The sequence below is a fragment of the Devosia sp. Root413D1 genome (assembly GCF_001425235.1).
Classification (GTDB): domain Bacteria; phylum Pseudomonadota; class Alphaproteobacteria; order Rhizobiales; family Devosiaceae; genus Devosia_A.
This window is the reverse complement of record NZ_LMEA01000009.1, coordinates 155,137-179,310: the sequence shown is the minus strand read 5'-3', so window position 1 is coordinate 179,310 and position 24,174 is coordinate 155,137. Positions and strand designations below refer to the sequence as shown.

At 65.1% G+C, this 24,174-nt stretch carries 24 protein-coding genes; 14 read left to right on the top strand and 10 right to left on the bottom strand.

The window, feature by feature from the left end; genetic code table 11:
* Positions 1 to 28: 28 nt before the first annotated feature.
* Together ASC89_RS12925 and ASC89_RS12920 are read left to right on the top strand one after the other, a co-directional pair.
* Complete coding sequence (locus ASC89_RS12925; protein ID WP_244488458.1) at positions 29 to 1,201, top strand: N-acetylglucosamine-6-phosphate deacetylase; 1,173 nt, start codon at positions 29 to 31, stop codon at positions 1,199 to 1,201.
* A 201-nt stretch (positions 1,202 to 1,402) separates the two neighbouring features.
* Entirely contained in the window at positions 1,403 to 2,518 is a 1,116-nt protein-coding gene (locus ASC89_RS12920) for a sialidase family protein (RefSeq protein WP_055998425.1), read from the top strand.
* Positions 2,519 to 2,673: 155 nt separating this feature from the next.
* Here ASC89_RS12920 and ASC89_RS12915 read toward each other — a convergent pair whose 3' ends face one another.
* The 3 genes from ASC89_RS12915 to ASC89_RS12905 form a co-directional block, all read right to left on the bottom strand.
* Positions 2,674 to 4,947, bottom strand: a complete 2,274-nt coding sequence (locus ASC89_RS12915; protein WP_156384611.1) for an MFS transporter — start codon at positions 4,945 to 4,947, stop codon at positions 2,674 to 2,676.
* A 231-nt stretch (positions 4,948 to 5,178) separates the two neighbouring features.
* The gene (locus ASC89_RS12910; protein ID WP_055998419.1) at positions 5,179 to 6,258 is read right to left on the bottom strand and encodes a sialidase family protein; all 1,080 of its coding nucleotides are present in this window, start codon (positions 6,256 to 6,258) and stop codon (positions 5,179 to 5,181) included.
* Between the two features lie 12 nt (positions 6,259 to 6,270).
* Positions 6,271 to 7,053: a helix-turn-helix transcriptional regulator gene (locus ASC89_RS12905; RefSeq protein ID WP_055998416.1), complete on the bottom strand. Its 783-nt coding sequence runs from the start codon at positions 7,051 to 7,053 to the stop codon at positions 6,271 to 6,273.
* A gap of 145 nt (positions 7,054 to 7,198) precedes the next feature.
* On the opposite strand from ASC89_RS12905, the gene ASC89_RS12900 reads away from it, so the two are divergent.
* The gene (locus ASC89_RS12900) at positions 7,199 to 7,963 is read left to right on the top strand and encodes a phytanoyl-CoA dioxygenase family protein (protein WP_055998412.1); all 765 of its coding nucleotides are present in this window, start codon (positions 7,199 to 7,201) and stop codon (positions 7,961 to 7,963) included.
* A 308-nt stretch (positions 7,964 to 8,271) separates the two neighbouring features.
* Here ASC89_RS12900 and ASC89_RS12895 read toward each other — a convergent pair whose 3' ends face one another.
* Positions 8,272 to 8,766: a GNAT family N-acetyltransferase gene (locus tag ASC89_RS12895; protein WP_055998409.1), complete on the bottom strand. Its 495-nt coding sequence runs from the start codon at positions 8,764 to 8,766 to the stop codon at positions 8,272 to 8,274.
* Positions 8,767 to 8,919: 153 nt separating this feature from the next.
* Here ASC89_RS12895 and ASC89_RS12890 point away from each other — a divergent pair, with 153 nt between their 5' ends.
* The gene (locus ASC89_RS12890; RefSeq protein WP_055998407.1) at positions 8,920 to 10,194 is read left to right on the top strand and encodes an O-acetylhomoserine aminocarboxypropyltransferase/cysteine synthase family protein; all 1,275 of its coding nucleotides are present in this window, start codon (positions 8,920 to 8,922) and stop codon (positions 10,192 to 10,194) included.
* Between the two features lie 22 nt (positions 10,195 to 10,216).
* A complete protein-coding gene (locus tag ASC89_RS12885) occupies positions 10,217 to 10,726 on the top strand; it encodes a group III truncated hemoglobin (RefSeq protein WP_320410473.1) in 510 nt (169 codons plus the stop codon).
* Positions 10,727 to 10,795: 69 nt separating this feature from the next.
* Here the strand turns inward: ASC89_RS12885 and ASC89_RS12880 are convergent, their stop codons facing one another.
* The 3 genes from ASC89_RS12880 to ASC89_RS12870 all read right to left on the bottom strand — a co-directional run bounded on the left by ASC89_RS12880 (position 10,796) and on the right by ASC89_RS12870 (position 14,620).
* Entirely contained in the window at positions 10,796 to 11,812 is a 1,017-nt protein-coding gene (locus ASC89_RS12880; protein ID WP_055998400.1) for a hypothetical protein, read from the bottom strand.
* A 149-nt stretch (positions 11,813 to 11,961) separates the two neighbouring features.
* Complete coding sequence (locus ASC89_RS12875; RefSeq protein WP_055998397.1) at positions 11,962 to 12,759, bottom strand: phosphodiesterase; 798 nt, start codon at positions 12,757 to 12,759, stop codon at positions 11,962 to 11,964.
* 7 nt (positions 12,760 to 12,766) lie between these two features.
* On the bottom strand, positions 12,767 to 14,620 hold the full coding sequence (locus tag ASC89_RS12870) for a nucleoside-diphosphate sugar epimerase/dehydratase (protein WP_055998394.1): 1,854 nt from the start codon (positions 14,618 to 14,620) through the stop codon (positions 12,767 to 12,769).
* 128 nt (positions 14,621 to 14,748) lie between these two features.
* Here ASC89_RS12870 and ASC89_RS12865 point away from each other — a divergent pair, with 128 nt between their 5' ends.
* Genes ASC89_RS12865 through lptB form a run of 4 tightly spaced genes read left to right on the top strand, consistent with a single transcriptional unit; the run spans position 14,749 to position 17,223 of the window.
* Positions 14,749 to 15,363, top strand: a complete 615-nt coding sequence (locus ASC89_RS12865; RefSeq protein ID WP_055875847.1) for a ribonuclease D — start codon at positions 14,749 to 14,751, stop codon at positions 15,361 to 15,363.
* Positions 15,363 to 16,001 (top strand): LPS export ABC transporter periplasmic protein LptC, encoded by a 639-nt coding sequence (gene lptC, locus ASC89_RS12860; protein WP_055998391.1) that lies wholly within the window; start codon positions 15,363 to 15,365, stop codon positions 15,999 to 16,001. The genes ASC89_RS12865 and lptC overlap by 1 nt, the downstream gene beginning before the upstream one ends.
* A complete protein-coding gene (gene lptA / locus ASC89_RS12855; RefSeq protein WP_055872949.1) occupies positions 15,998 to 16,459 on the top strand; it encodes a lipopolysaccharide transport periplasmic protein LptA in 462 nt (153 codons plus the stop codon). Before lptC ends, lptA begins: the two co-directional genes overlap by 4 nt.
* A 14-nt stretch (positions 16,460 to 16,473) precedes the next feature.
* Positions 16,474 to 17,223 (top strand): LPS export ABC transporter ATP-binding protein, encoded by a 750-nt coding sequence (lptB, locus tag ASC89_RS12850; protein ID WP_407065067.1) that lies wholly within the window; start codon positions 16,474 to 16,476, stop codon positions 17,221 to 17,223.
* 4 nt (positions 17,224 to 17,227) lie between these two features.
* On the opposite strand, the gene ASC89_RS12845 is transcribed toward lptB, so the two are convergent.
* The gene (locus ASC89_RS12845; protein ID WP_055998385.1) at positions 17,228 to 17,986 is read right to left on the bottom strand and encodes a S9 family peptidase; all 759 of its coding nucleotides are present in this window, start codon (positions 17,984 to 17,986) and stop codon (positions 17,228 to 17,230) included.
* A gap of 155 nt (positions 17,987 to 18,141) precedes the next feature.
* Here ASC89_RS12845 and rpoN point away from each other — a divergent pair, with 155 nt between their 5' ends.
* The 4 genes from rpoN (at position 18,142) to ASC89_RS12825 (ending at position 22,296) form a co-directional block, all read left to right on the top strand.
* The gene (gene rpoN / locus ASC89_RS12840; RefSeq protein ID WP_055998382.1) at positions 18,142 to 19,650 is read left to right on the top strand and encodes an RNA polymerase factor sigma-54; all 1,509 of its coding nucleotides are present in this window, start codon (positions 18,142 to 18,144) and stop codon (positions 19,648 to 19,650) included.
* A gap of 256 nt (positions 19,651 to 19,906) precedes the next feature.
* Positions 19,907 to 20,476 carry an HPF/RaiA family ribosome-associated protein gene (locus ASC89_RS12835; protein ID WP_082527780.1) on the top strand — a complete coding sequence of 190 codons (570 nt, stop codon included), beginning with the start codon at positions 19,907 to 19,909 and terminating at the stop codon, positions 20,474 to 20,476.
* A 48-nt stretch (positions 20,477 to 20,524) separates the two neighbouring features.
* Positions 20,525 to 20,992 (top strand): PTS sugar transporter subunit IIA, encoded by a 468-nt coding sequence (locus ASC89_RS12830; RefSeq protein ID WP_055872961.1) that lies wholly within the window; start codon positions 20,525 to 20,527, stop codon positions 20,990 to 20,992.
* 449 nt (positions 20,993 to 21,441) lie between these two features.
* A complete protein-coding gene (locus ASC89_RS12825) occupies positions 21,442 to 22,296 on the top strand; it encodes a cycloisomerase (RefSeq protein WP_082533353.1) in 855 nt (284 codons plus the stop codon).
* Positions 22,297 to 22,437: 141 nt separating this feature from the next.
* Here the strand turns inward: ASC89_RS12825 and ASC89_RS12820 are convergent, their stop codons facing one another.
* Positions 22,438 to 22,710 (bottom strand): DUF1150 family protein, encoded by a 273-nt coding sequence (locus ASC89_RS12820; RefSeq protein WP_055872969.1) that lies wholly within the window; start codon positions 22,708 to 22,710, stop codon positions 22,438 to 22,440.
* Positions 22,711 to 22,725: 15 nt separating this feature from the next.
* On the bottom strand, positions 22,726 to 23,145 hold the full coding sequence (locus tag ASC89_RS12815; RefSeq protein ID WP_055872972.1) for an Hsp20 family protein: 420 nt from the start codon (positions 23,143 to 23,145) through the stop codon (positions 22,726 to 22,728).
* Positions 23,146 to 23,265: 120 nt separating this feature from the next.
* Between ASC89_RS12815 and ASC89_RS12810 the strand changes: the two genes are divergently transcribed.
* Positions 23,266 to 24,138 carry a glycosyltransferase family A protein gene (locus tag ASC89_RS12810; protein WP_162247940.1) on the top strand — a complete coding sequence of 291 codons (873 nt, stop codon included), beginning with the start codon at positions 23,266 to 23,268 and terminating at the stop codon, positions 24,136 to 24,138.
* Positions 24,139 to 24,174: the final 36 nt, after the last annotated feature.

Here is a 24,174-nt window from a genome sequence, read left to right as displayed (position 1 = left end):
CAATATACTACGAGCATGGATTCTGCAAGTGAAGCAAAGATGGCGTAACGCCACGCTGGTGACCCCGGGCGGAGAAATCGGGCAGGATCTGTTGATCGAGAATGGCCGGTTCACCGGCATCGTCAGCCGGGACGCCGCCACCGGCGCCGACTGGCGGGATGTCGAGGCCAGCGGCAAGCTGCTGTTCCCCGGCATTATCGACCTGTTGCAGCACGGCATGGACGTCTATCTCTACAACGACACCCTGCCCGGCTGCGTGTCGGACAACTCGACGCTGCTGCTGTCGCGCGGCGTGACCGGGTTCCTGCCGTCGATCAGCTGCCTGCCGCCCGAGAACATGGAACCGACGCTGACGCGCCTCGCGGCCGAGACCGAGAAGGCCACCGGCGCGCGCGCCATCGGCATCCACAGCGAAGGCCCGGTCTTCGCCTCGCCTGGCGCGCACAACCCGCGCAACCTGCAACAGCCGAGCGTCGAACTGGCCGAGCGGATGCTGGCCGCCAGCAACGGCCGGCTCAAGGCGGTGACGCTGGCGCCAGAACTGCCGGGTGCCGAAGCCTTCATCAAGCGGCTGAAGCAGCACGGGGTGAGCATCCATCTCGGCCACAGCCAGGCCGCACCCGATGATGTGGCGCGCTACGTCTCCTGGGGCATCGATGCGGTGACCCATATGTACAACGTGATGCGCCAGCCCGAGCCGGGCAATATGGGGCTGCACGTGCTGTCGCTCACCGATGCGCTGCTGGCCGAACCGGGCTTGGCGCTGGGGTTGATCTGCGACGGCATCCACGTCTCGCCCAAGCTGATGAAGATCCTGGCGCAACTGCCGGTCGACCGTGTGTTCCTCGAAACCGACGCCAACAAATATGCCGGCGCTGAGGAGATGGAGTTCGAGTTCTATCCGGGTCAGTGGGTACGCAGCGCGCGCGGCAAGGCAGTGGTCGATCGCAATGGCGGGCTCTGCGGCTCGTCGCTGACCCCGGACGAGGCGATGCGCAACTACGTGCAGCTGGTCGGGGCCGACCTCGTTCGCACCGCCCACGCCACCAGCCTCGTGCCGGCCAGGGTGCTGGGGATGGAAAAGGATATCGGCTCGATCGAAGTGGGTAAGCTCGCGGACTTCGCTGTGCTGGACCCTAAAACCCTCGAGATCGAAGCGACGGTGGTGGGCGGCGAGACACTGTTCAGGCGCGCCGCGTAGCAGGTTGGCGCAACGGCTTAGAGCGTTTCACGGACGAATTGCACCACCCGCGGTGTCATCCCCGCGAAAGCGGGGAACTCCGTTTGGGATGGTGCATGAGGCCAAGAAAACAGAGGTTCCCGCTTTCGCGGGAATGACCCGGTGGGTGGGTCAGGGTCGCTCGGCGCAACTCAATCGCGAAACGCTCAGGGGGATGGGCCAATGCAGATCGTCGCAGCGGGAATTCTGGGCAAGGCGGAGCCAGGTACGGATCGCGCCAACCTGACCTTTCCGTCGGTCACCGCGCTGGCGGACGGTTCGCTCTTGGCAACGCTCAGGGCCGGCGACGAGAAGGATTCGCCCAAGGAGCGGATCGCCTTTTATCGCTCTGCCGATAGCGGGCTCAGCTGGTCGGCGCCGACTTACCCGTTCGAGCCGCCCGCGGTGCGCGGCATCGGCGGCACGCTGAAGCTCTGCTACATCACCGAACTCGCTCCCAAGCGGCTGCTGGCCGCCGCGATGTGGGTCGATCGGACGACGTATCCTGGCAAACCTTTGTTCAATGCCGAGACCGAGGGCTGCCTGCCGATGGTGATCCTCCTCGCCAATTCCGACGATAACGGTACGAGCTGGAGCGACTGGCGCGCGGTGCCGATGCCCCAGGAGATCGGACCCGCCAGCCTCACTAGCCCGCTGATGCGGTTGGCCGACGGGCGGCTGGCGATGAGCATCGAGACCAACAAGACCTATCTCGATCGTTCGAGATGGCTGCAGCGGGCGGTGTTCTTTCATTCGTCCGACGAGGGCCAGAGCTGGAGCGGACCGGTGACGGTGGCCGAGGACCCGTCGGGCCAGATTTTCAACTGGGACCTCCGCTGTGCGGTGGCGCCGGATGGCCGGGTCGGCTCGTTCGCCTGGACCTACGACACCACGACGGCGAGCTACCTCAACATCCACCGCCGGATCAGCGCCGATGGCGGGGCGAGCTGGAGTGCGGCCGAAGATCTCGGCTTTGCCGACCAGGCGGCGCGGCCGGCGGTGCTGGCCGATGGCCGCGTGGTGCTGGCCTGGGTCGATCGGTTCGGGTCGCAGTCGATCCGCGCCCGGGTGGCCCAGAGCATCGATGCGCCGTTCGCGGCGGCGAGCGAGGTCGAGGTCTATGCGCATGCCAGGGTGCAGGCGGCGAGCAGCGATACTGGCGACATGCTGGCCAGCATGGATGTGTGGAGTTTTGGCCTGCCCTCGGCGACGGCCCTGCCGGATGGGGATGTGCTGGTGGTGTATTATGCGGGTGAGCCGAGCGCGCTCGATGTGCGGTGGGCGAAGCTGCGGGTTTAGCTGCGCCTACTGAAGCGCTGGTGCGGGCTGACCCCCACCCCTGTCCCCTCCCCGCAAGGGGGAGGGAGACGAAAACACTGGCTTCACAGTCTGCGTCTCCCTCCCCCTTGCGGGGAGGGATCAAGGGTGGGGGTCCACAGCCACCGGCCTAACAACTACCCCGCCAGCACCGGCCGCATCGCCAGTGCCAGGAGGATCAGCAGCGCGCGGTGCGGTTGTTCGATATCCCGGGTGCCATCCATCAGCTTGAGCACGATGCCGGCTTCGGGGTGGCCACTGCGCTCGATATAGGGGCGAAGGTCCTGCAGGGCGCGGAAGGCGGTGCCGGTGCTGCCCGAGCTCAGCGCCGCGGCGGCCTGCATCATCAGGCGGGAGTGCTCGGCATTGGAGCGCTTGCGCAGGTCGTCGCTGAGGCGGCCGAACAGACCCGGCAGGCGGTAGCCCAGCACCTTTTCCTCGTGCCGCCACTCGCGCGAAAAGCTCTCTTCCCAGTCGAGGATCTTGGCCAGCGCCAGGAGCAGCACCTTGCTGCGCGGCTCGCCCACCATGCTCACTGCATCGCCGGCCAGTTCGCGATAGACCTGCAGCAGCCCATCGACGCTCTGGCTGTCACGGAATTTGCCGAGTGCCGAGACCGCCGCCAGCCGGGCGTCGATTTCGGGATCCTCGGCCAACATTGTTCGGATGCGCGGCAGCTGCTTGACGTCCCGGATATCGCCGAGGGTGCGGGCGGCGCGGGCGCGGAGCAGCGGGTTGGGACTGTCGAGGAAGCGGGCGATGGCCTCGCCGCTTTGCGTCGCCTTGATGCGGCCCAGCGAGTTGAGCGCTGCATATTGCAGCTCGACCAGCCCATCATAGGCGAGCATGGATTCAAGTGCCAGCACCACCACGGGACTCGGCGGCAGGTGGCCGAGCGACTGGATCGCTTCGTGCCGGACGTCGAACGAGGGATCACTCAACGCGGCGATCAGTTCCTCCTTGACCAGGGCGCTGCGAGTCTTGCCGAAGCCATAGGCGAGGTCGCGGCGGCGCTCCTCGGAGGTCAGCGCGCCATAGCGGTGGATGCCCCAGAGCGCGCTGAGCGGCCGGCCGCGGCCGAACTGGCCGAGGAAATCGCGCACCCCGGTCGCCCCCTCTTCCTTCAGCATGGCGAAGGTGATGGCCGAGACCACCACCATCACGGCGCTGAGCGCAAACAGGGTTTCGAAATTGCCCAGCGTCACGCCTGAGATGACGATGGTGTTGCTGGCGAGCAGTTCGAGCAGCCAGCCGGCAAGGAAGGCGGCGCCGCCGCCGATCAGGCCGTCGGTCATATAGGCGAGCGTCATGTAGCTCTCCTTTTTGGCCGGCGGCACGTAGTTGAGCATGTAGATGCCGCCCACCGAGATGGCGCTCTGGAACAGCATGCCGAAGACAAAGAAGATCAGCCCGACGATGAAGATCGTGCCGGGCGTATCCTTGGTAACGAACATCAGCCCAATCAGCATCGCCACCTGCAACGCCTGCAGCGTGATGCGGATGGCGCGGGTGCCGTAGCGATCGACGAACCAGCCCGAAGCGACACTGCCGAGCGCCGCGCCCACCGGAATGAAGGCAGCCATCAGGACGATCTGGCCCGACGAGATGCCGAGCCGCTCGCGAAAGAACAGCAGGATAAAGAGGTTGATGACGGTGTAGACGAGGAACTGCGTGCCCGAGGAGACCAGATAGAGCAGGAAATTACCGTCGCGCAGCGGCACCCGCATAGCGCGGATAGCATCGAAGCCGCGGGCCGAGCCGGGGCGCGGCTTGCCGCCGCCGAGCCCGAACAGCGTCGACGCCGCGATGACGCCCAGCAGCAACCCGATGGCAAAAACCGGAAAGAAGCGCTCGATGCCCTGCTGGCCATCAAGCCAGAGCTGCACCAGGACCGAACCCACCAGTGCCACCGGCAGGTAGGCGAGTGCGATGCCGCCAGTGAGCCGGCCGCGGATGAAGCTCGGCATATATTCCTGCGACCACGGCCAGATCGCTGTTTCGGCCAAGGTGCGGAAGATCGAAAAGCCCAGCATGGCCGCGAACAGCACCCAGAACACCATGTCCGGGTTGCCCTGGAACATCGGCGCCACGAGGATCAGCGACAGGCAGAGATAGCGGGTGAGCGAGGCGTAACCGGCGACCCGGCGATGGCCGAAGGCCATGACGATGGGCAGGAACACCACCGCGATGACCTGCACGAACGGCATGATGCCGCCGATCAGCCCGATGCGGTCCTTGGGGACGCCCAGCTCGGCAGCGAACAGCGCCAAAGGCGAGGTGACGGTGCAGAGCAGCGCTGCGGCGGTGATGATGTTGAAGGCGTAGAGATAGGGAATGCGCCGGATCTTGTCGAAATCCGACTGCTCCTCATACTCGGCCGCAACTGCGCCGATGCTTTCCACCCGCGACACGATACCTGTCCTCCCACCGACTCGCCCGTTCCCGACCTCGCTCTGGATCGCTTCACAGATGAGTTGAACCACTGTGATCGCCCCACCTGCGATGTCATCCCAGCGAAAGCTGGGACCCAATTGTCCACTTGCACGGGCTGCGAGTTGGGTCCCAGCTTTCGCTGGGATGACAGCCGGTGGGTTGGTCTACCGTCGAGCCCAACCAGCTCCTCCGGTTCAGAAAGGGCCCGGTCAAAGCGCGATCCGATAGCCCTTGATCACATACTGGCTCTGCTCGAAACTCCAGCAGGCGGCGTAGATTTCCCCGTTCTGCAAACGCAGCAGCGAGGGCTGGCCGAACTTCAGGCTGCCGAACTGCTTCTTGATGTCGGCGGAGTCGCTGCCCATCGCAGCATCGGCGAAGAGGTTGAGCTCCTCCTCCACCTTGAAACCACCTCCGTTGAGATCGACGCGGCGGACGATCAGCCCGACCGGCGCCTCGCGGTGCGAATGGATGGTGAGCGCCTTGCCACCGCCAAGCGATAAGAGGTTCGAGGCCTGGCCGCGGATGCCCGTGTCGATCGCCGGCGCGAAGGTCTCGCCGCCATCGCTGGAGAGGGCGATGTGGTTGGTGAGGTTGGCGCCGGCGGCATTGTCATAGGCCCAGAAGATCACCGCGACGCGGCCGCCGCCGAGATCGGCGATACGGCTCTCCCAGGTCGAGACGTTCCCGGCCGGCGAGCGGTAGAACTCGGAGAGCTTGCGCCAGCTTCTGCCATTGTCGTCGCTGGCGATGATCCAGCCCGCATGGCCATCCTTGCCGAGATGGAACGGCGCGGTGGCGGCGATGATGCGGCCCGAAGCGAGCTGGATGGCGGGGCCGGAGAGCTCGAGCGGCTGGCCTTCGATGTCGAAATAGGCCGGAACGCTCCAGCTGCGCCCGCCATCGCTGGAGGTGCTGGTCTTGTTGCGCAGGGTCAGCAGCTTGAAGGTTTCGGGGTCGACCACCGGGGTCAGCGGGGTCGGGCGGACGAAGACATAGCCGGTGGCGAGGAGCGAGCCATCAGCCAGCAGCAGCGGCTTGAAGCTCTCGGATTCTTCCGGCCGCACCTCATGGTCGGTGAGCCGCACCGGGGCAGACCAGGTGCGGCCATTGTCGGCACTGCGGCTCACATGGGCGCGGGCATCCGCGGCGTCGAAGGCCTGGCCGATGGTGAAGATGGCGCAGAGCTCGCCATTGGCCAGTTGCACGATGCCCGGGAAGGTTGCCTGGCGGCTGACCAGCAGCGGGTCGGGGTTGGCGTAGATGGTGATCTCTTCAAGACGCTGCATCAAAAACTCCGGTCAGGCGAAAGGATTGGACCAGTGGCGATACTGGCCGGGGGTCTTGCCGCGGCGCTTCCTGAACGCCGCGGCGAGCGTGGCGGCATGGCCGTAGCCGACTTCGGCGGCGATGGTCGCAAGCGACTTGTCGGTCGAAACCAAGAGCTCCTCGCTGCGGGTGAGACGCAGTTCCCTCAGGTGCTCTCCCGCGGACGTATGCCGGGCCTTGCGATGCATGGCGCGCAACGCACTCTCGGAGATGCCGAGCAAGGCCGCCACGTCGGCGAGGGTGCGCATGCGATGGAGGTTCTGCCCGGCCTGGGTCCAGGCGATGGTCAGCCGGTCCTCGTCGGCAGTCGGGATGTCGGTTGCGCCGGTGAGTTCGAACCCGTCGAGCAGGCTCAGCAGCAGGCGCTTGCGGCGCGGCAACTCGTCGGGGCGGTTGCGGCGGGCGAGGTGCATGGCGAGGCGGATGAGGTTCTGCAGATGCAGCGCCTCGTCCGGGTTGGGCAGGGCATAGCCTGGCCCCGCCGGCTTTTCGGGCATCGCGAAATGGCAGATCGAGGCGGTGGCGAAGGCACCAAGTGTTGCACCCTGAAACTGGGTGCCCGGCAGGATCAGCACACCTGATGGAGCCACCAGTTCGAGTTTGGCCTCGAGCTCTGGAAATGTAATGGCGACGCGCCCTTCGTGCACCCAGAACAGATCGTGGAATGGCCATTGCACGGGTCCGATCGGCATGCGGCGGTTGATCCGACCGAAGCGGTGGTCGCGCAGCTCGAGCTGATCGGTGTCACAGGGCATGGCGCCTCGCCAGTGCCCGCTGACGGCAGCAATCGGATTTCCTAACGTCGTGCCGATCCTCACGAATGACGGGAGGGCGGCGGTGGCCTTTCATCAGGTAAGGCCGCATCGGCCCTGAGGAGAGGAGCGCAGGATGAGTGCTGCAATGAGCATTCCGCATAGCCAGTTGAAGGCAGATTTCGACCGCGACGGCTTCATCGCCTTCCGGCCGCTGTTCGATGCCGCGCGCATGGCCGAGATCAACCGCGAGCTTGACCGCTTCCTGATCGAATGCGTGCCGAAGATGTCGGAGACCGAGGTCTATTACGAGGACAAGGCCAACCGCTCGACGGTCAAGCAGATGATGTACCTCGAGAAATACGACAGCTACTTCAAGGCGCTGCTCTCGGACGGGGTGATCAAGGAGCTGGCCGAGACGGTGCTGGGCGAGGCGGCGATCGCGCAGAACATGGAGTATTTCAACAAGCCGCCCGGCATCGGCAAGCAGACCCCGCCGCACCAGGACGGCTACTATTTCAAGATCGCGCCGCCCAAGGCGATCACCGGCTGGCTGGCACTGGAACCGGTCGACGACGAGAACGGGTGCCTGCAATATGTGCGTGGCTCGCATGCCTTCGAGGGCTGGCGTCCGCATGGGCGCTCCGAGATCCTCGGCTTCTCGCAGGGCATCACCGATTTCGGCACCGAGCACGATGTCGCCAATACCGCGGCGCAGCCGGGGCCGGCCGGCATGCTGTTGATGCACGACTGCAAGACGGTGCATTGGGCGAGCCCCAACCGCTCGCCGACCCGCTCGCGCCGGGCGCTGGGCTTTGTGTATTTCGGGGTGAGCGCGAAGGCCGATGAAGAGATGAAGCGGGCCTACCAGGCCAAGCTCGACGCCGAACTGAAGGCCGCCAACAAGATCTGACGGCGCGACCGGACGGTGCGGCTCAAACCGTGCCATCCGCTCCGTCCCGCGCGCCTCGATCGCCAACCTCTGCCCGGTTGCAAGCAACCGCCCCTCCGCACCGCATCGGCGCAGAGTATGTTACTATAATAACATGGTTAGACGGTCAAACGGCGCTGGACCGGTTCACCCACCGGCTGTCATCCCTGCGAAAGCAGGCCCCCCCATTCATCCACCTGCGCGGGCTGTGAGTTGGGTCCCTGCCTTCGCAGGGATGACACCGAGTTTGGGGTGTGGCCCGGCGACAATGTCGCCGATGTCCTCAAGCGCTAGATGTCGAAGCCCGGCGCGAATTTGAGTTCGCCGCGCGGCGGCGGGCCGGACAGCACCAGCCGCTGCACGTAGCGGCGATCGAGATCGCCATAGGCCAATAGCCCGTCGCTCTCGAAGCCGACGCGTCCGTAGATATCGGGGTTGCCGATCAGCGCCACACCGGCGGCGCCCTGTTGGCGCAGCAGCTCCAGCCCCCGGGCGATCAGCGCCTTGCCGATGCCCTGGCGCTGCCGGTCGGCACGCACAGCAATCGGCCCGAGCCCGAACCAGCCGCCATGCACGCCATCGATGGTAACCGGCGAGAAGGCGATGTGCCCGACGATCGTGCCGTCGTCCTCGGCGACCAGCGACAGCGTCAGGTCGCCGGCGGCGCGCAGCGCCCGGATGATCGGCGCTTCGGTGCCGCTGCTGAACGGCATCGGCTCGAACGCCAAGCGGGTCAGCTCATGGATCGCCGCATCGTCGGCAGGGCGTTCAGCTCGGATTTGCACGTTGGCCTCGATGGTTGAAGGGGAGCGATATTTCCCACTGCGCGCAAATCACGCAATCCCCATCCGTTCGGACGGGGTCCCTGCCCCATCCGGCCATGTTACGGATATAGGTCCACCGGTTCGCCGGGGGTTCATTGCTTGAAAGGACAATAAGTGAAGCTCGAATCCATCGCGCTCCATCATGGCTACAAGGCGGAGGAAACCACTAAAGCGGCGGCGGTCCCGATCTATCAGACCACGTCATACGTCTTCGACAACACCCAGCACGGCGCCGACCTGTTCAACCTGGCGGTCCCCGGCAACATCTATACCCGCATCATGAACCCGACGACGGCAGTGCTGGAGCAGCGCGTCGCCGAGATGGAAGGCGGCATTGCCGGCCTTTGCGTCGCTTCGGGCATGGCCGCCATCACCTATTCGATCCAGGCGATCGCCGGCGTCGGCGATAACATCGTTTCGATCAGCCAGCTCTATGGCGGCACCTATAACCTGTTCATGCACTCGTTCCCGCGCCAGGGCATCGAGGTGCGGATGGCCGACCAGGGTGATTTCGAGGGGCTGGAGAAGCTCATCGATGAGAAGACCAAGGCGGTATTCTGCGAGTCGATCGGCAATCCGGCTGGCAACATCGTCGATATCCAGCGGCTGGCAGAGATCGCGCATCGCCACGGTGTGCCGGTCATCGTCGATAACACGGTGGCGACGCCCTATCTCTGCAAGCCGTTCGAGTTCGGCGCCGACATCGTGGTGCACGCGCTCACCAAATATATCGGCGGGCACGGCAACTCGATCGGAGGCATCATCGTCGACTCGGGCAAGTTCGACTGGGTGAAGCACAAGGACCGCTTCCAGATCCTCAACGAGCCCGACCCGTCCTATCACGGCGTGGTCTATACCGAAGCGCTGGGGCCGGCGGCCTATATCGGGCGCTGCCGCGTGGTGCCGCTGCGCAATACCGGCGCGGCTTTGTCGCCGCACAACGCCTTCCTGTTCCTGCAAGGGCTGGAGACGCTCGGGCTTCGGATGGAGCGGCATTGCGAGAATGCCGAAAAGCTCGCCGCCTGGCTGAAGCAGCACCCCAAGATCAACTGGGTGAACTACGCCCAGCTGCCGGACAGCAAGTACAATGCGACGGCCAGGAAGATCACCAAGGGCAAGGCGTCGGGCATTATCAGCTTCGGCATCAAGGGCGGCGCCGTCGCCGGTGGCCAGTTCATCGACGCGCTGCAGATGATCCTTCGGCTGGTCAATATCGGCGATGCCAAGTCGCTGGCCTGTCATCCGGCATCGACCACGCACCGCCAGCTCGGCCCCGAGGAACTGGCCAAGGCCGGTGTCTCGGAAGACCTGGTCCGCATCTCGGTCGGCATCGAGCACATCGACGACATCATCGCCGATGTCGAACAGGCGCTCGCAAAGGTCGCCTGAGCTAACTACATAGGTCGCCGGCGTGCACGACGCGCCGGCGGCTCCGAAAGGCCATGACGTGACTGCTCCCGAAGGCCCCCGCCTCCACCCGACCGGCCGCTTGATCCCAGCCGAGCTGGACGACGCCATGGTGACTGCGGTGGTCGAACAGTTTTATGGCCGGGCGCGGCGCGATGAGGTGATCGGGCCGGTGTTCAACCGGGTGATCCCGGAGGCCGAGTGGCCGGCGCATCTCAAAACCATCGCCGATTTCTGGAGCTCGATGCTGCTGGGCAGTGGCCGCTATTACGGCCGCCCGATGCCCAAGCACATCGCCATCCCCGAACTCTCCGACCGGCATTTCGCGCGCTGGCTGAAGCTGTTCCGCGAGACGGCGGAAGAACTCTGTCCGCCCGAGGTCGCGGCGCTGTTCGTCGAGCGGGCCGAACGCATCGGCTACAATTTTCGCCTGCGCATCGCGCAGTTCCGCGGCCAGGACCTCGAAGCGGTGAAGCCGATCCGGGCCGGCGACGAGGCAGCCGAACAGGCCTGACGCCTGCCGGCTTCATGGCAAAGCCCCGCGCGGTTCGCGCGGGGCTCGATGGGTGCGACCGATAACGGCTCAGGCGCCGAAGAAGGTCGAGGGCAGCATGCCGATCAGGGTGGCGAAGGAACGGACCACTTCGAGCGGCACGTTGGTGCCCGAGAGGCTGCCGGAGGCCTCCACCTTCATCGGGGTGGTGATCTTTTCGCCATCGACGGTGACGGTGACATTGTTGGAATTCTTCATGATGATGTTGCCGGTGATGCCGTCGACCGAGGCGAACAGGTCGGCGTTCTCGTCGGTGGTGGCGAACAGCGCGTCGTCGCCGACCAGTTCGGTAGAGGGCAGCGTCAGGGTCAGGTCATACTGGGTCTGGCCTTCGACGCCGGGCGTATCGGTGAACGGCATATTGCCCTTCAGCTCATAGACCTTGCCGTTGCAATCGGCCGACAGCGACATGAACCAGGAATAGGTCTGGTAGGCGAAGACCATGTTGCCAGACCAGGTGCAGCCCTTGTCGGACGGCAGGCCGGCCGAGGGGATGAACAGGCGGTTGAGGTCGACAGTGTCGACGGCATTGTTGATCGGACCGGTATTGTCGCCGGTGATTTTCTTCAGCACCGACTGGGTGAGCCCGGCCGCGCCGCTCGAGGAGAGCTCGGGCTTCAAGTTCAGCGAGCCGCCGAACTGCTTGGTGTCGGGCGCCACCTTGCCGACGGCGAGGTAGTTGATCGACAGCGTCCGCGCGTCGGTGCTGCCGTCGGCGGTGACGGTGTACTGGCCCAGATACTGGGTGCGCGGCAGTGCCTGCTTGTTGGACGGGTTGATGATCGAGCCATTGCCGCCGATGGCGCAGGCCTTGTCGTTGCGCACGATCAAGAGCTCAGTGCGGCCGGCAGTGCAATCGACGGTGATGTTGGTCACCACCTGGGCGTCGGAAAGCGTGACGGCGAAATGATCCTGCTTGGAGGTATCCTTCAGCGTCGGCATGTCGGCAATGGTGGCGAAGCTGACCACTGCCGGAGGCGGCGTCTGCGCGGCTGCGCCGGTGACCAGGCCAAGCAATGCGAAGCCGGCGAGTGCAATTCGTTTCATGGCAATTCTCCCTAGGATTCACCGGGGCTCGGAGCCGAGCGCGAAACCGGCGGAGCCCCAAGCCCGCCGCCCGCGTTGATCATCAACAAGTGCTCAGTAGCACTTGAATGCCTGATGAATGATGCAGTCAGCTGCCGCTTAGCTGGCGCTCAGAAGAACGGCAGCGGGCCTTCGCCCGGGTTGATCGGCACGTGATGAGTGACCACCCCGGAATCCGCTCGCCAGTGGTGCAGCAGCAGCGCTGGTGACTCGACGAACGAGGCGGGTTCGGCTCCGGGCGCGAGGCGCAGGGCGATGGCTGTGGTGGTGCTTGGGGCGATCTGCAGCAGGCTGCCACCGAAGCGCCGCGACATGTGACGGTGGACATGGCCGCAGAGCACGCGCTCCACCGCCGGGTAGCGCGCGATGATGGCCGCCAGCCGCTCGCCGCCAAAGCAGCGATAGGTGTCGATAAAGCCGATGCCGGTTTCGATGGGCGGCTGGTGCAGCATGATCAGCGTCGGCCGCTCCGGTTCGGCCGCGAGCGCCGCCTCCAGCCACGCAGTCGTCGCCGCGTCGAAATCACCGTGATGCTGGCCCGGCACACTGATATCGAGGCCGATGACACGGACCGGCCCGTGACGGCCGACAGCAAAATGCAGCGGGCCGGTGGCGGGCACGTAGCCCCGGTCGGCGAAGGCGGCGCGGAAAGCTTCGCGCTCGTCGTGATTGCCCGGGATGGCCAGCACGGGCTGCCGGATGCCGGCGAGCAGGCGCCGGGCCAGCTGGTACTCCGCGGCTGCGGCGTGCTCGGTGACGTCGCCGGTCAGCAGCACCAGGTCGGGGGCGGGATCGAGCGTCGCCAGCCGCTCAATGGCAGCCTCGAACATGGCGTTGGAATCGACCAGCCCCTGATAGAGCGTGTCGGGGGCGCAGAGGTGCGGGTCGGAGAGCTGCGCGATCAGCACCGCCGGCTCAGACTTTCACGTAGTCGAACAGCACGCGGCGCAGCTCGGCTTCGTCTTCGGCTTTCAGCGCAGCATCGAGCGCCGTGAGGGCGGGCAACAGGTCGTTGGTCTGGCGGGCGCCCGGTGGCGAGCGGAGGATCTTCGGCTGCGCGGTGCGCAGCGCGTTGGCCGGATCGAAGAACAGCTCTTCGGCCAGCTTCTCGCCCGGCCGCGCGCCGGTCTCGCGGATGGCGATGTCACCGGTGGGGTTGTCGTCGGATTTCACCGACAGGCCGGCCAGCCGGATCATGTTCTCGGCGAGATCGCGGATGCGTACCGGCTCGCCCATCTCGAGCAGGAAGATGTCACCACCCTCGGCCATGGCGCCGGCCTGGACGATCAGCTCGGCCGCCTCGTGGATCGACATGAAGTAGCGGGTCATGCGGCTGTCGGTGAGGGTCACCGGGCCGCCGGCGGCGATCTGCTCGCGAAACAGCGGCACCACCGAGCCGTTGGAGCCGAGCACGTTGCCAAAACGCACCGAGCAGTAGCGCATACCGCTGCCCTTGCCGTAGTGGCGGACGATCAGTTCAGCCCAGCGCTTGGTCGCCCCCATGACGCTCGACGGCCGCACTGCCTTGTCGGACGAAATCAGGACAAAGCGCTGTACGCCCGCCGCGACCGCCGCTTCCACCAGGATGCGGGTGCCCAGAACATTGTTGCGCACGCCCTCCAGCGCGTTGGCCTCGACCAGTGGCACATGCTTGTGCGCTGCGGCATGGAAGATCACTTCGACGCCCTGCCCCTCGAGCGTGCGGCGGAGCAGCGCGGCGTCGGCGATCGAGCCGAGCACCGGGACGATCTCGACCTCAGCCAGGGTGCGCAGGTGCCGGTCGATCTCGTAGAGCGCGAACTCGTTGGCCTCGAGCAGCACCAGCTTCCTGGGCGCGTGCTGGACGATGAGCCGGGTGAGCTCCGAGCCGATCGAGCCGCCAGCGCCGGTAACGAGGATCACCCGACCGCCAAGGATTTCGCCCATCAGCTCGGGATCGGCGGGCACGGCGGAGCGGCCGAGCAGATCGTCGATATCTATCTCGCGCAGCTGGCTGATCAGGTACTTGCCGGAGACCAGGTCGGCAATCGCCGGCAGCGCCCGGATCTTGACGGGGTGGTGGCTGAGCTCGGTGACAATCTGGGCGCGTCGGGTGGCGTCGGCGGAGGGAATCGAGAGGATCACCTCGCTGACACCGCGGTTGCTGATCAGCTCACCGAGCCTGGTCGGCGGGTCGACGCGGATGCCGGCGACATCGCGACCCCAGAGGCTTTGGTCATCATCGACGAAGGCGACGACGGAGCTGGCGCGATGCGCACGCAGCGCTTCGGCAAGCTGCGTGCCGGCGGAACCGGCGCCATAAATCACCACCCCGCCGCCATGGCGGAGGTTGCGCTCAGGCAGCCAGAGCAGTGCCTTGGCGAGGAAGCGCGAGCCGGCGACAATGACGGTGCCGAAGATGAAGTAGAACAGCGGCACGGTGCGCGGGAAGGTCGCCAGCCGCGTCGCCTCGGCGAGAAACAGCGCGAACACCCAGAGCAGGGTTGCCAGCATCATCGCCTGGATGATGGTCCACAGCGCCCGCTCCGGCAGGTAGCGGATCACGGCGCGATACAGCCCCATCCGGATGAACACCGGCACGGCGAGGATCGGCGCCAGCAGCATCAACAGGATGTGCGACATGGTAGGCGTGAAGGTGCCGCCCAGGCGGATAGCAAAGCTCAGCCACAGCACGCCGAGCAGCGCGAGCATGTCGAAGCCGATCAGAATGGCTTGCTTCCAGCGACGCGGCAGTCCGCTCAGTCCGTCGCGGACCTTGTTCAACGTCATAAAGTAACCCACCCGCCGCGAGCCGCGTGGCCTGCGGCCGCCCCGGGTTTTGTAACGATGCCGCCCGGTCTTTCCAACGCCTTTATGCTATGGCATCACAGCCCAAATCGCCGAACCAGGATTTCGACATGACGATCAGACTGCATCGGGGCGACCTGCCCGACCTCCAGCGCTATGGCCGGGAGGTGGCGATCGATACCGAAACCATGGGCCTCGATCCGCGGCGTGACCGGCTCTGCGTGGTGCAGCTCTCCCCCGGTGACGGCAGCGCCGACGTGGTGCAAATCCCGCAGGATCTGAAGGACGCGCCGAACCTCACGAAGCTCCTGAGTGACCCCGGGGTCACCAAGATTTTCCACTATGCGCGCTTCGACATGGCCGTGCTGAAGCACCGCTTCGGTATCGTCACCGGCCCGGTTTACTGCACCAAGATCGCCAGTAAGCTGGTGCGCACCTACACCGATCGGCACGGCCTCAAGGACCTGGCGCGCGAGCTGCTCAACATCGACATGTCCAAGCAGCAGCAGAGCTCGGACTGGGGCGCCGAAAAGATCTCCGAAGCGCAGCTCGACTATGCCGCATCGGACGTCCTCTACCTCCACGACCTGAAGCGCCACCTCGATCGGATGCTCAGGCGCGAGGGCCGGACCGAACTGGCCCAGGCCTGCTTCGAGTTCCTCAAGCACCGGATCGACCTCGACCTGATGGGCTGGGACGAGACCGACATCTTCGCGCATAGCTGATGGCGTCGCTGGCCACCCCGATCGACGATCGCGCCGCGCTCTACGCGCGACTCAATCGTCGTAACCGGCTGGTCAGCCTGTTGCGCTGGCTGGTGCCAGCCGGCGGGGTGCTGGTGTTCGTGGTGCTCTTGGCGATGATCGTCATCGACAATCTGGGGCAGCGCTTCGGCTACTCCAATATCAGGATCGATCGGGACAACCTGGTGGTGGAAACGCCACGACTCACCTCCACCGGCGATGACGGCACGCTTTACGCGCTGTCGGCTCGGGCGGCGAAGGTGGCGCCGACACAGAACGACCTGATCGACATGGAGGACGCAGTGTTCACCATGACCCCGCCGGAGGGTGCGGCGATGCAGGCGGAAGCGGCGGCAGCACAGTTCCAGACCAATGACCAGTTGCTGAACGTGCCGGGGATCGCCCATGTCACCAGTTCGGAAGGGCTCGATGGCACGCTCGAAGCGGTGTTCGCCGACCTGATGAACTGGAAGATGGTGGCGAGCGGCAACGTCGACATCACCATGCCCAGCGGCTCGCACATCGTCTCCGATGGCATGACCTATGACCGCGAAACCGGTATCTACACCTTCAAGAACGCCAGGGTGACGCTGGTTTCGACCCCGGGGGAAACCGAATGAAGTTTTGTGCTGCCCTCGCTATTGCCTTGACCACCCTGTTGGCCATGGCGCTGCCGGCGGCCGCGGCCGAGCCGGTGAACGTCGCCGCCGACGATTTCACCATCGACCAGAACAACAACAACGCCACCTTCACCGGCAACGTCACGATCACCCGGACCGGATTGAAGCTCTGGGCCGACAAGGTGGTGGTGGTCTATGGCAGCGGTGGGCAAAGCGACATCGACGGCCTTACCGCCACCGGCAATGTGCGGATCAAGACCGACAGCCAGGACGCCACCGGGGCCAAGGCGACATTCGATCCGGACACCCTGATCCTGAGGCTGAGCGGCAATGTCACGGTGGTCAACGCGCAGGGCAAGCTGAACGGGCCGGAGCTGACCATCAACCTCAAGACCAACAGCTCGGTGTTCAAGGGCAATGCCGGAGGCCGGGTGACCGGCGTCTTCACCCCGCAATGAACGAAGCGGCGACAGTGACGACCAGGACCCCGGTCGACCAATCCGGCTGGCTGGTGGCGCACGGGCTCAACAAGAGTTTCGGCAAGCGCACGGTGGTCGAGAATGTCAGCCTCGCGGTGCGGCGCGGCGAGGCGGTTGGCCTGCTTGGGCCGAACGGCGCCGGCAAGACGACCGTCTTCACCATGATCATGGGGCTGGTGAAGCCGGACAAGGGCAAGATCCTGGTCGACGGACGACCGATCACCAACCTGCCGCTGTTCCAGCGCGGGCGGCTCGGCATCGGCTACCTGCCGCAGGAAAGCTCGATCTTTCGCGGCCTCAGCGTCGAGGGCAACATCCTCGCAGTGCTCGAGGGGCACGTACCGAGGAAAGCCGACCGGCTAGTGCGGCTCAATGAATTACTGGCGGAGTTCGGTATCGCCCATATCGCCAAATCCAATGCGCTGGCGCTGTCGGGTGGCGAGCGACGGCGCGTCGAAATCGCCCGGGCGGTCGCCACCGACCCCCTGTTCATGTTGCTCGACGAGCCGTTCGCCGGCGTCGACCCGATCGCGGTCAGCGAAGTCAAGATGCTGGTCAGGCACCTCACCCGCCGCGGCATCGGGGTGCTGATCACCGACCATTCGGTGCGCGAGACGTTGTCGCTAGTCGACCGCGCCTATGTGATCCACGAGGGCCATGTGATGATCCAGGGCAAGCCCGAGGTGATCGCCGCCGACCCCGAGGCGCGGCGCGTGTATCTGGGCGATACGTTCGAGGTCTGACTGGTCAAGCGAGGTTTCGCTCGAAGAAGTCGATCAGGTGCTCGTGGTGTTCGTTCTCAGCGTCGCTACCCGGCAGGTGATCCTGGCCTTCGTAGAGATGCACTTCCGGGCTGCGGCCGTGGCGATGCAGACGGTCGGCCAGACGCCGCGTCATCTCCACCGACCATACCCGGTCGGCGGTGCCGTGGCTGAGGAACAGCGGCCCGGGGTAGCGCTCGATCTCGATCGGCGTGGTCGGCAGCAGCCCGTCCGACGAGCCCTTCCAGCTCCAGGCACGGTGGCCCGGATCCCAAGGCTGCCAGCCGGGATCACCGGCGTCGCGCCATGAACGGCTGTCGAAGCTGCCGCAGATCACATCGGGCGGGCTGTGGGCGGCAATGGCGTCGGGCATGCCCCGGTCCCCGTCACGCGCCATCAGCGCGGCAAGCAGCAGGGCGTGCTCGGCACCGCGCGAGACGCCATAGAGGCCAAGCCGCGGCCCGGCCGGAGCGAAGCCGCGCAGCGCCGCCAGTGCCTCGACGGTGCGGTCGAGCGGCACATCGATGATGTTGCCGGCGTTCCAGGCATTGCCACCCTTAGAGTAGCCGAAGGGGAAGGCGAGGAACCCATGCGCGGCGAGGATCACGGCGTTGCGGTGGCTCCAGCCCGACCACGGGCCCTCCGAACCGTGGAGCAGGAGGACAACCGGAAATGGTCCTTCACCCGGCGGTCCATAGGTCGTGCCCCAATCCGGCAGCAGCCGTCTGACTATCTTGAGTGGCACCGGACTCTCCTTATGGCTCACCATCGACTACCGCCGGCTCGGATACAACCGGAAGGCAGGAAATGCGTTTGGCCACTCTTGGCACGGTTCTTGCCCTTACCTCGCCAATCATGCATGGATGGCGTTGGAAGCCTCTCTTACGTGGAAACGCGCGCATGGCCTTGTCGCCACGGCTTGAGGTTCGTCAGAGCCAGGGCCTGACGCTCACGCCGCAACTCATGCAGTCGATCCGGCTGCTGCAACTCAGCCACCTCGAGCTCAACAGCTTCGTCGAGGCGGAGTTGCTGCGCAATCCGCTGCTCGAGCGCGAGGACGGGGCGGAACCGGCCGACGAGGCGGCGGAAGCGCCGGAGCGCCCGGCCGAACTGAACGCTGCCGAGGATACGGTCGACTATTCCGATCGCATCCAGTCGGCGGACTCGATCGCCAATGGCTACGATACCGAAGTCGAGAACGTCTTCCCCGACCAGTCGGCGCCGGAGCGGCTGACCGACTCGACACAGTGGAACGAGCGGAGCGGCGGTGACGGCGAGGCGGCCGATATCGACCAGTTCGTCGCCGCGCGACCGACGCTCTCCGACCACCTTGCCGCGCAGGCCGGGCTGATCACCGCCGATCCGGCGGAACGGCTGATCGCGCAGTTCCTGATCGACAGCCTCAGCGAGGCGGGCTACCTCGCGGTCGAGCTCGAAACCGTCGCCGAGCAGCTCGGCGCCCCCGTCGAAACCATCGAAGCGGTGCTGTTGAAGCTGCAGGGGTGCGACCCGGTTGGGGTGTTCGCCCGGGATGTGCGCGAGTGCCTGGCGCTGCAACTGCGCGAGAAGGACAGGCTCGATCCGCTGATGCTGCGGCTGCTCGACAATCTCGAGCTGGTGGCTCAGCACGACCTCGCCGCCCTCGCCCGCGCCGTGAGCGCCGACCGCGAGGATTTGCTCGACATGCTGGCCGAGCTGCGCCAGCTCGACCCCAGGCCTGGGCGCGCCTTCGAGGCAGGGCCGGTGGAATCGGTGGTGCCGGATGTGTTCGTGCGGCCGGGGCCCGGCGGCGAGTGGCAGATCGAGCTCAATGCCGACGTGCTGCCGCGGGTGCTGGTCAACCGCACCTATTATGCCTCGGTGACCAAGAAGACCCGCGACACCACGGAAAAGAGCTTCCTGACCGATTGTCTCGCCACCGCCAACTGGCTGGCCAAAAGCCTCGACCAGCGGGCGCAGACCATCCTCAAGGTCACCGCCGAGATCGTCAAACAGCAGGACGGCTTTCTCGTCCACGGCATCACGCATCTGCGGCCAATGACGCTGAAGGCGGTTGCCGACGCCATCGAGATGCACGAGTCGACGGTAAGCCGGGTCACCTCGAACAAATACGTGTCGACGCCGCGCGGGCTGTTCGAGATGAAGTACTTTTTCACCACGGCGCTCGGCTCATCGACCGGCGAGGGCGACCATTCCGCCGAGGCAGTGCGCCACCGCATCAAGCAGATCATCGATGCCGAGCAGCCGGCCGATATCCTCTCCGACGACACCATCGCCGAGATGCTGCAGAAGGAACGCGGGATCGAAGTGGCGCGCCGCACCGTGGCGAAATACCGCGAGGGGATGAACATCCCCTCCTCGGTGATCCGGCGCCGCCAGAAGCGCGCTTTGGTCGCGGCGGGACGATAGCGCGTCGGCACTGCCGCTGTCGACACCTCGCATTTGAACCCAATCGGGTTCCGCGCATTGCCCCTTGGGAGGGGTCGGTCTAGACTCCCCTCACCGGGGTGACCACATCTCATGGTGGCGGCCGCTCCGGCCGGCTACACGAGCATTTCACCGTTTGCTGAAGCGTTGAAATGCTCAGGCTTTGATTTGGTCGCGCTTTCGAACCGGAAAAGTCTCAGAACTTTTCCTGAAAGCGCTCTAGCGAGAGAGGACCTCCATGACACTGCGCGTCTCAGGAAAGAACATGGATGTCGGCGATGCGCTGCGTATCAGGGCGCAGGGCCATTTCGACACGGTGGTGAAGAAGTACTTCGACGGCAACTACACCGGCCACCTCACCCTCGAACCGGAAGGCTCGGGGTTCAACGCCCAGTGCATGGTGCACCTCGATTCCGGCGCCGTGCTGCAGTCGAGCTCCTATGGCGGCGACGCCATGTCGGCCTACCAGGGCATGGCTGACACCATCGAGAAGCGCCTCAGGCGCTACAACCGCAAGCTCAAGGCGCACCGCCGCCATGCCAATGGCACTGACGAGGAGGCGCCATCCTACGTGCTCGCCGCGCCCAGCGAGGATGACGAGCTGCTGGAGGACTACTCGCCGCCGGTGATCGCCGAGGCGACCTCGAGCCTGAGGCAGATGTCTGTGGGCGAAGCGGTGATGCAGCTTGATTTGACCCAGGCGGAAGTGGTCGTATTCCGGCATGCTGGACATGGTGGCCTAAATGTGGTCTACCGCCGCGCCGACGGCAATATTGGCTGGATCGATCCGGCCCTCAGGCCGAACTAGGGCTCCGGAAAAGCTTGCTCTTTCCGCATCCACGATGGGAACTTCTTGATGGAATTGGCTGACATCCTCTCGGAGGAGTCCGTGATTGTTTGCTCTGAGATCAAGACCAAGCTGGACGTGCTGCACAGGCTCTCCGAGCGGGCCGCAGAGATTACCGGGCAGGACGCAGCGACCATCTTCGAAGCGGTGAACGATCGCGAACAGCTGGGCTCGACCGGGCTCGGCAATGGCATCGCCATTCCGCACGGCAAGTTTGCCGGGCTGGGGTCGGTGACGGCCCTGTTCGCCAAGCTGGAACAGCCGGTGGAGTTCGAGTCGGTCGACGACCAGCCGGTCGACCTCGTCATGCTGCTGCTCGCGCCGATGGGCGCGGGCGCCGACCATCTCAAGGCACTGGCTCGGGTGGCGCGGATCCTGCGCACCGATTCAGTCGTCGCGCGGCTGCGTCGCGCCGACGATGCCGGCGAACTCTACGGCATCCTGACCCAGCCGCTAGAAGCTACGCGGGCGGCCTGAGTCCGGAGGGCTCCCCGCGACCCCCTCCCCCTTGAGGCAGGCGATCGCATATGGCCGAACCATTGTGCCCTCCAGGCCCCCTCTCTTGCAAAATCTAAGGCTTAGCCAAACGGCTAAACCTAAGATTTTGCTTTCTCCCCCGCCAAGGGGGAGATGATCAGTGCCTTCCACTTGCTCCTGAGTATCCGTCTGGACTCTCCCCCTTGGCGGGGGAGAAAGCGAAAACTTGGGCTTAGCGCAGCTAAGTCCTTAGTTTTCGCCAGAGAGGGGGGCGTGGGGAGCTGCCGAGTTTTGCAGCATCCCTCATCCGGCGCTTCCCATATGCGATTGCCCTGCCCACAAGGGGTAGGGAAGCCCGCCCCGTCACACCAGCTTCACCGAGCACGCCTAGCGTCTTCCGCGGTCGCGCCGCCTTAAGTGCGCCACCCCAGGCCGTTCAGGAGAATGTGATGTTTGCCAGATTGTCGCTGGCGGCAACGCTTGTTGTCGCCGTCAATTGTGTTGCCCCTGTCGTTGTTACGCTCAGCCTCGCCGCCGAGCCGGTGGCGATGACCTCGAGCGTGCTCGACAGCTTCGAGATTCCCGAGATCAACCAGGCGATCGGCGTCGACGCCGAGCATTTCTACGCCATCGACAACACCTCGATCGCCAAATACGCCAAGGACAGCAAGCAGCTGGTGCTCAGCCGCGACTACGAGGATATCGGCGCCAGCCATTTCGACAGCGCCACGGTGGTCGACGGCAAGATCTATGTCGCCCATTCCAACTACCCGGTATGGCCGATGACCTCGTCGCTGGAGATTTTCGACGCGGCGACGCTCGACCACCTCGAGAGCCACAGCTTCGGCATTCAGATCGGCTCGTTTACCTGGGTGGATCGGGCGGCCGACGGCAGCTGGTGGGGCGGCTTTGCCAACTACAACCGGGTGTTCGACAAGAGCCCCGTCGCCTATGGCAACAAATACAATACGCAGGTGGTGCGCTTCACCCCCGACTGGCAGGTGGCCGCGGCCTATGTGATTCCGGATGCGGTGGTGGAAAAGTTCGACGACATGTCGAACTCGGGCGGCTCGTGGGGCCCGGACGGCAACCTCTATCTCAGCGGTCACGATCCGGCCGAAGCCTATGTGATGCAGCTACCCAAGATCGGTTCGACGCTGAGCTGGATTGGCACCGTGCCATTGGCCATTGCCGGCCAGGGCATTGCCTGGGACCGCTCGCAGCCTGACGTGCTCTACGGCTTCGTGCGCAAAACCAAGATGGTGAGCGTCAACAAGGTCGACCTCACCAGCCTCGGCGACTGAGCTGAAACTGCTTTCGGCTCCCCTCCCTCGAGGGGAGGGGTGGGGGTCCATCGGTGATCGCAGGATCACCCCCTCCCTCAATCCCTCCCCTCCTAGCGGACGCGGTAGCGCCGCGAGGGAGGGAAGCAGAGGGGCTCAGGTTCAGTGCAGCGTCACGATGCCGAACGACTTGTCGCTCAGCCATTCCTCGACCGCTTCCTCGCTGTCGCCGACCATCAACGGCGAGCCGTCGGCCGAGACCACGATGTGGAAGTCGGAGTCCTCGTTGAATTCGCTGTCGGGCAGGATCGGACCCATGTCCGCGCCCTTGACGTGCTTGACGTAGACCACTGCATTGCCGCCGAGCGCCATGAACTGGGCCGGGGTCAGGTTCCGCAGGGGATTGTCGATGGGGTGTTCTCTGTTCTCTTGCACTTCATGTTCCCCTTTCTAGGCAGAACGGATCTCGATACGGCGGGCGATCTTTTCGGCTCTCGGACGAACAACTGCGAGCATCAGCATGCCGTTCCGTAACATCGCGTCTTTGACCACCATGCCGTCGGCGAGGAGGAAGTTTCGCTGGAACTGCCGCGCGGCGATGCCGCGATGCAGGTACTGCCGGCTGGCGTCGTCTTTCTGCCGGCCGCGGATCAGCAGCTGGTTATCCTCCACCGTCACCTCGAGGTCGGCCAGGCCGAACCCCGCGACAGCGATGGAAATCAGAAAGGTCTCCGCGCCCTCGTTATCGAGCGAGCGCTCGATATTGTAAGGCGGGTAGCCATCGGCGGCTTTGCTCAACCGATCGATGCGTTCCTCGAACGCGTCGAAGCCGAGCAGGAAGGGCGCCGAAAACATGGAGACGCGCGACATCCGTATCGTCCTTGTTCCAAGCAACGGTGTGGAGCGGCCCGAGTTTCAGTGGCGCCGTTCCATGCCCGTGATATGGGTCTGGGACCCTTCCCAATCAAGACCGCCGCCCCGGCGGGGAGCATGACTTTGACCGACAGCACGGTGGCGGTGGTGATCCCCGCCTACAAGGCCGAGAGCCTGATTGAACAGGCGGTTCGCAGCGTCCTCCAGCAGACTCATGCGGACTGGGAGGCCTGGATCGTCACCGATGACGGCGAGGACTACGAAGAGCTGCTCGGCCGTGCCGGTCTCGTCGACGAGCGCTTCCATTTCCTCAGCTCCGGCCGGGTCGGCGCCGGTGCGTCGCGGGCCCGCAACCTGGCGCTCGACCGCATCAGCGCCCCCTATGTGGCCATCCTCGATGCCGACGACCGGCTGAAACCGCGGAAGCTCGAGCTGGCCGTCGCGGCGCTGGCCGAGCACCCGATCGTTGCTTCGGCGCTCGAGGTGATGGATGACGGCTACACGCACCTGCGTTTCGTCGGTGACGGCGAGGACCGGGTGCTGACCCCCGGCGCCTACAAGTTCGTCAACTTGTCGATGGACTCGATGATCGTCTGGGACCGCCGGCGCTGCGACGCGCGCTACGATCTCGAACTCACCAACATGACCGACCTGGAGCTGCTGATGCAGCTCTGGCGCACCGCCGGAACCGTTCACCACCTCGGCACGCCACAGCACGACTACGTCAAGCTCTCGAGCTCGATGAGCAACGGCATCGGCGTCACCGAGAAGATGATCGCCTCGAAGAAAGCGCTGCTGCAACGGCTGGAAACCGGCCACTACCGCTTCGCCGCCCCCGGTGCGGCGGAAGGCCTGATCGCCTTCCTCGGCCTGTCGCTCGCCGCCGAAGCCGCCTACCCGATGGCGCTCGAGGAAAAGCCGGGGCTGCTGTTCGAGGATCACCTCGAACCGATGCTCAGGGCCTACGAACAGCGAGTGAAGCTGGACTAGAGCATTTTCACCGTTTCGTTGAATCGATGAAATGCT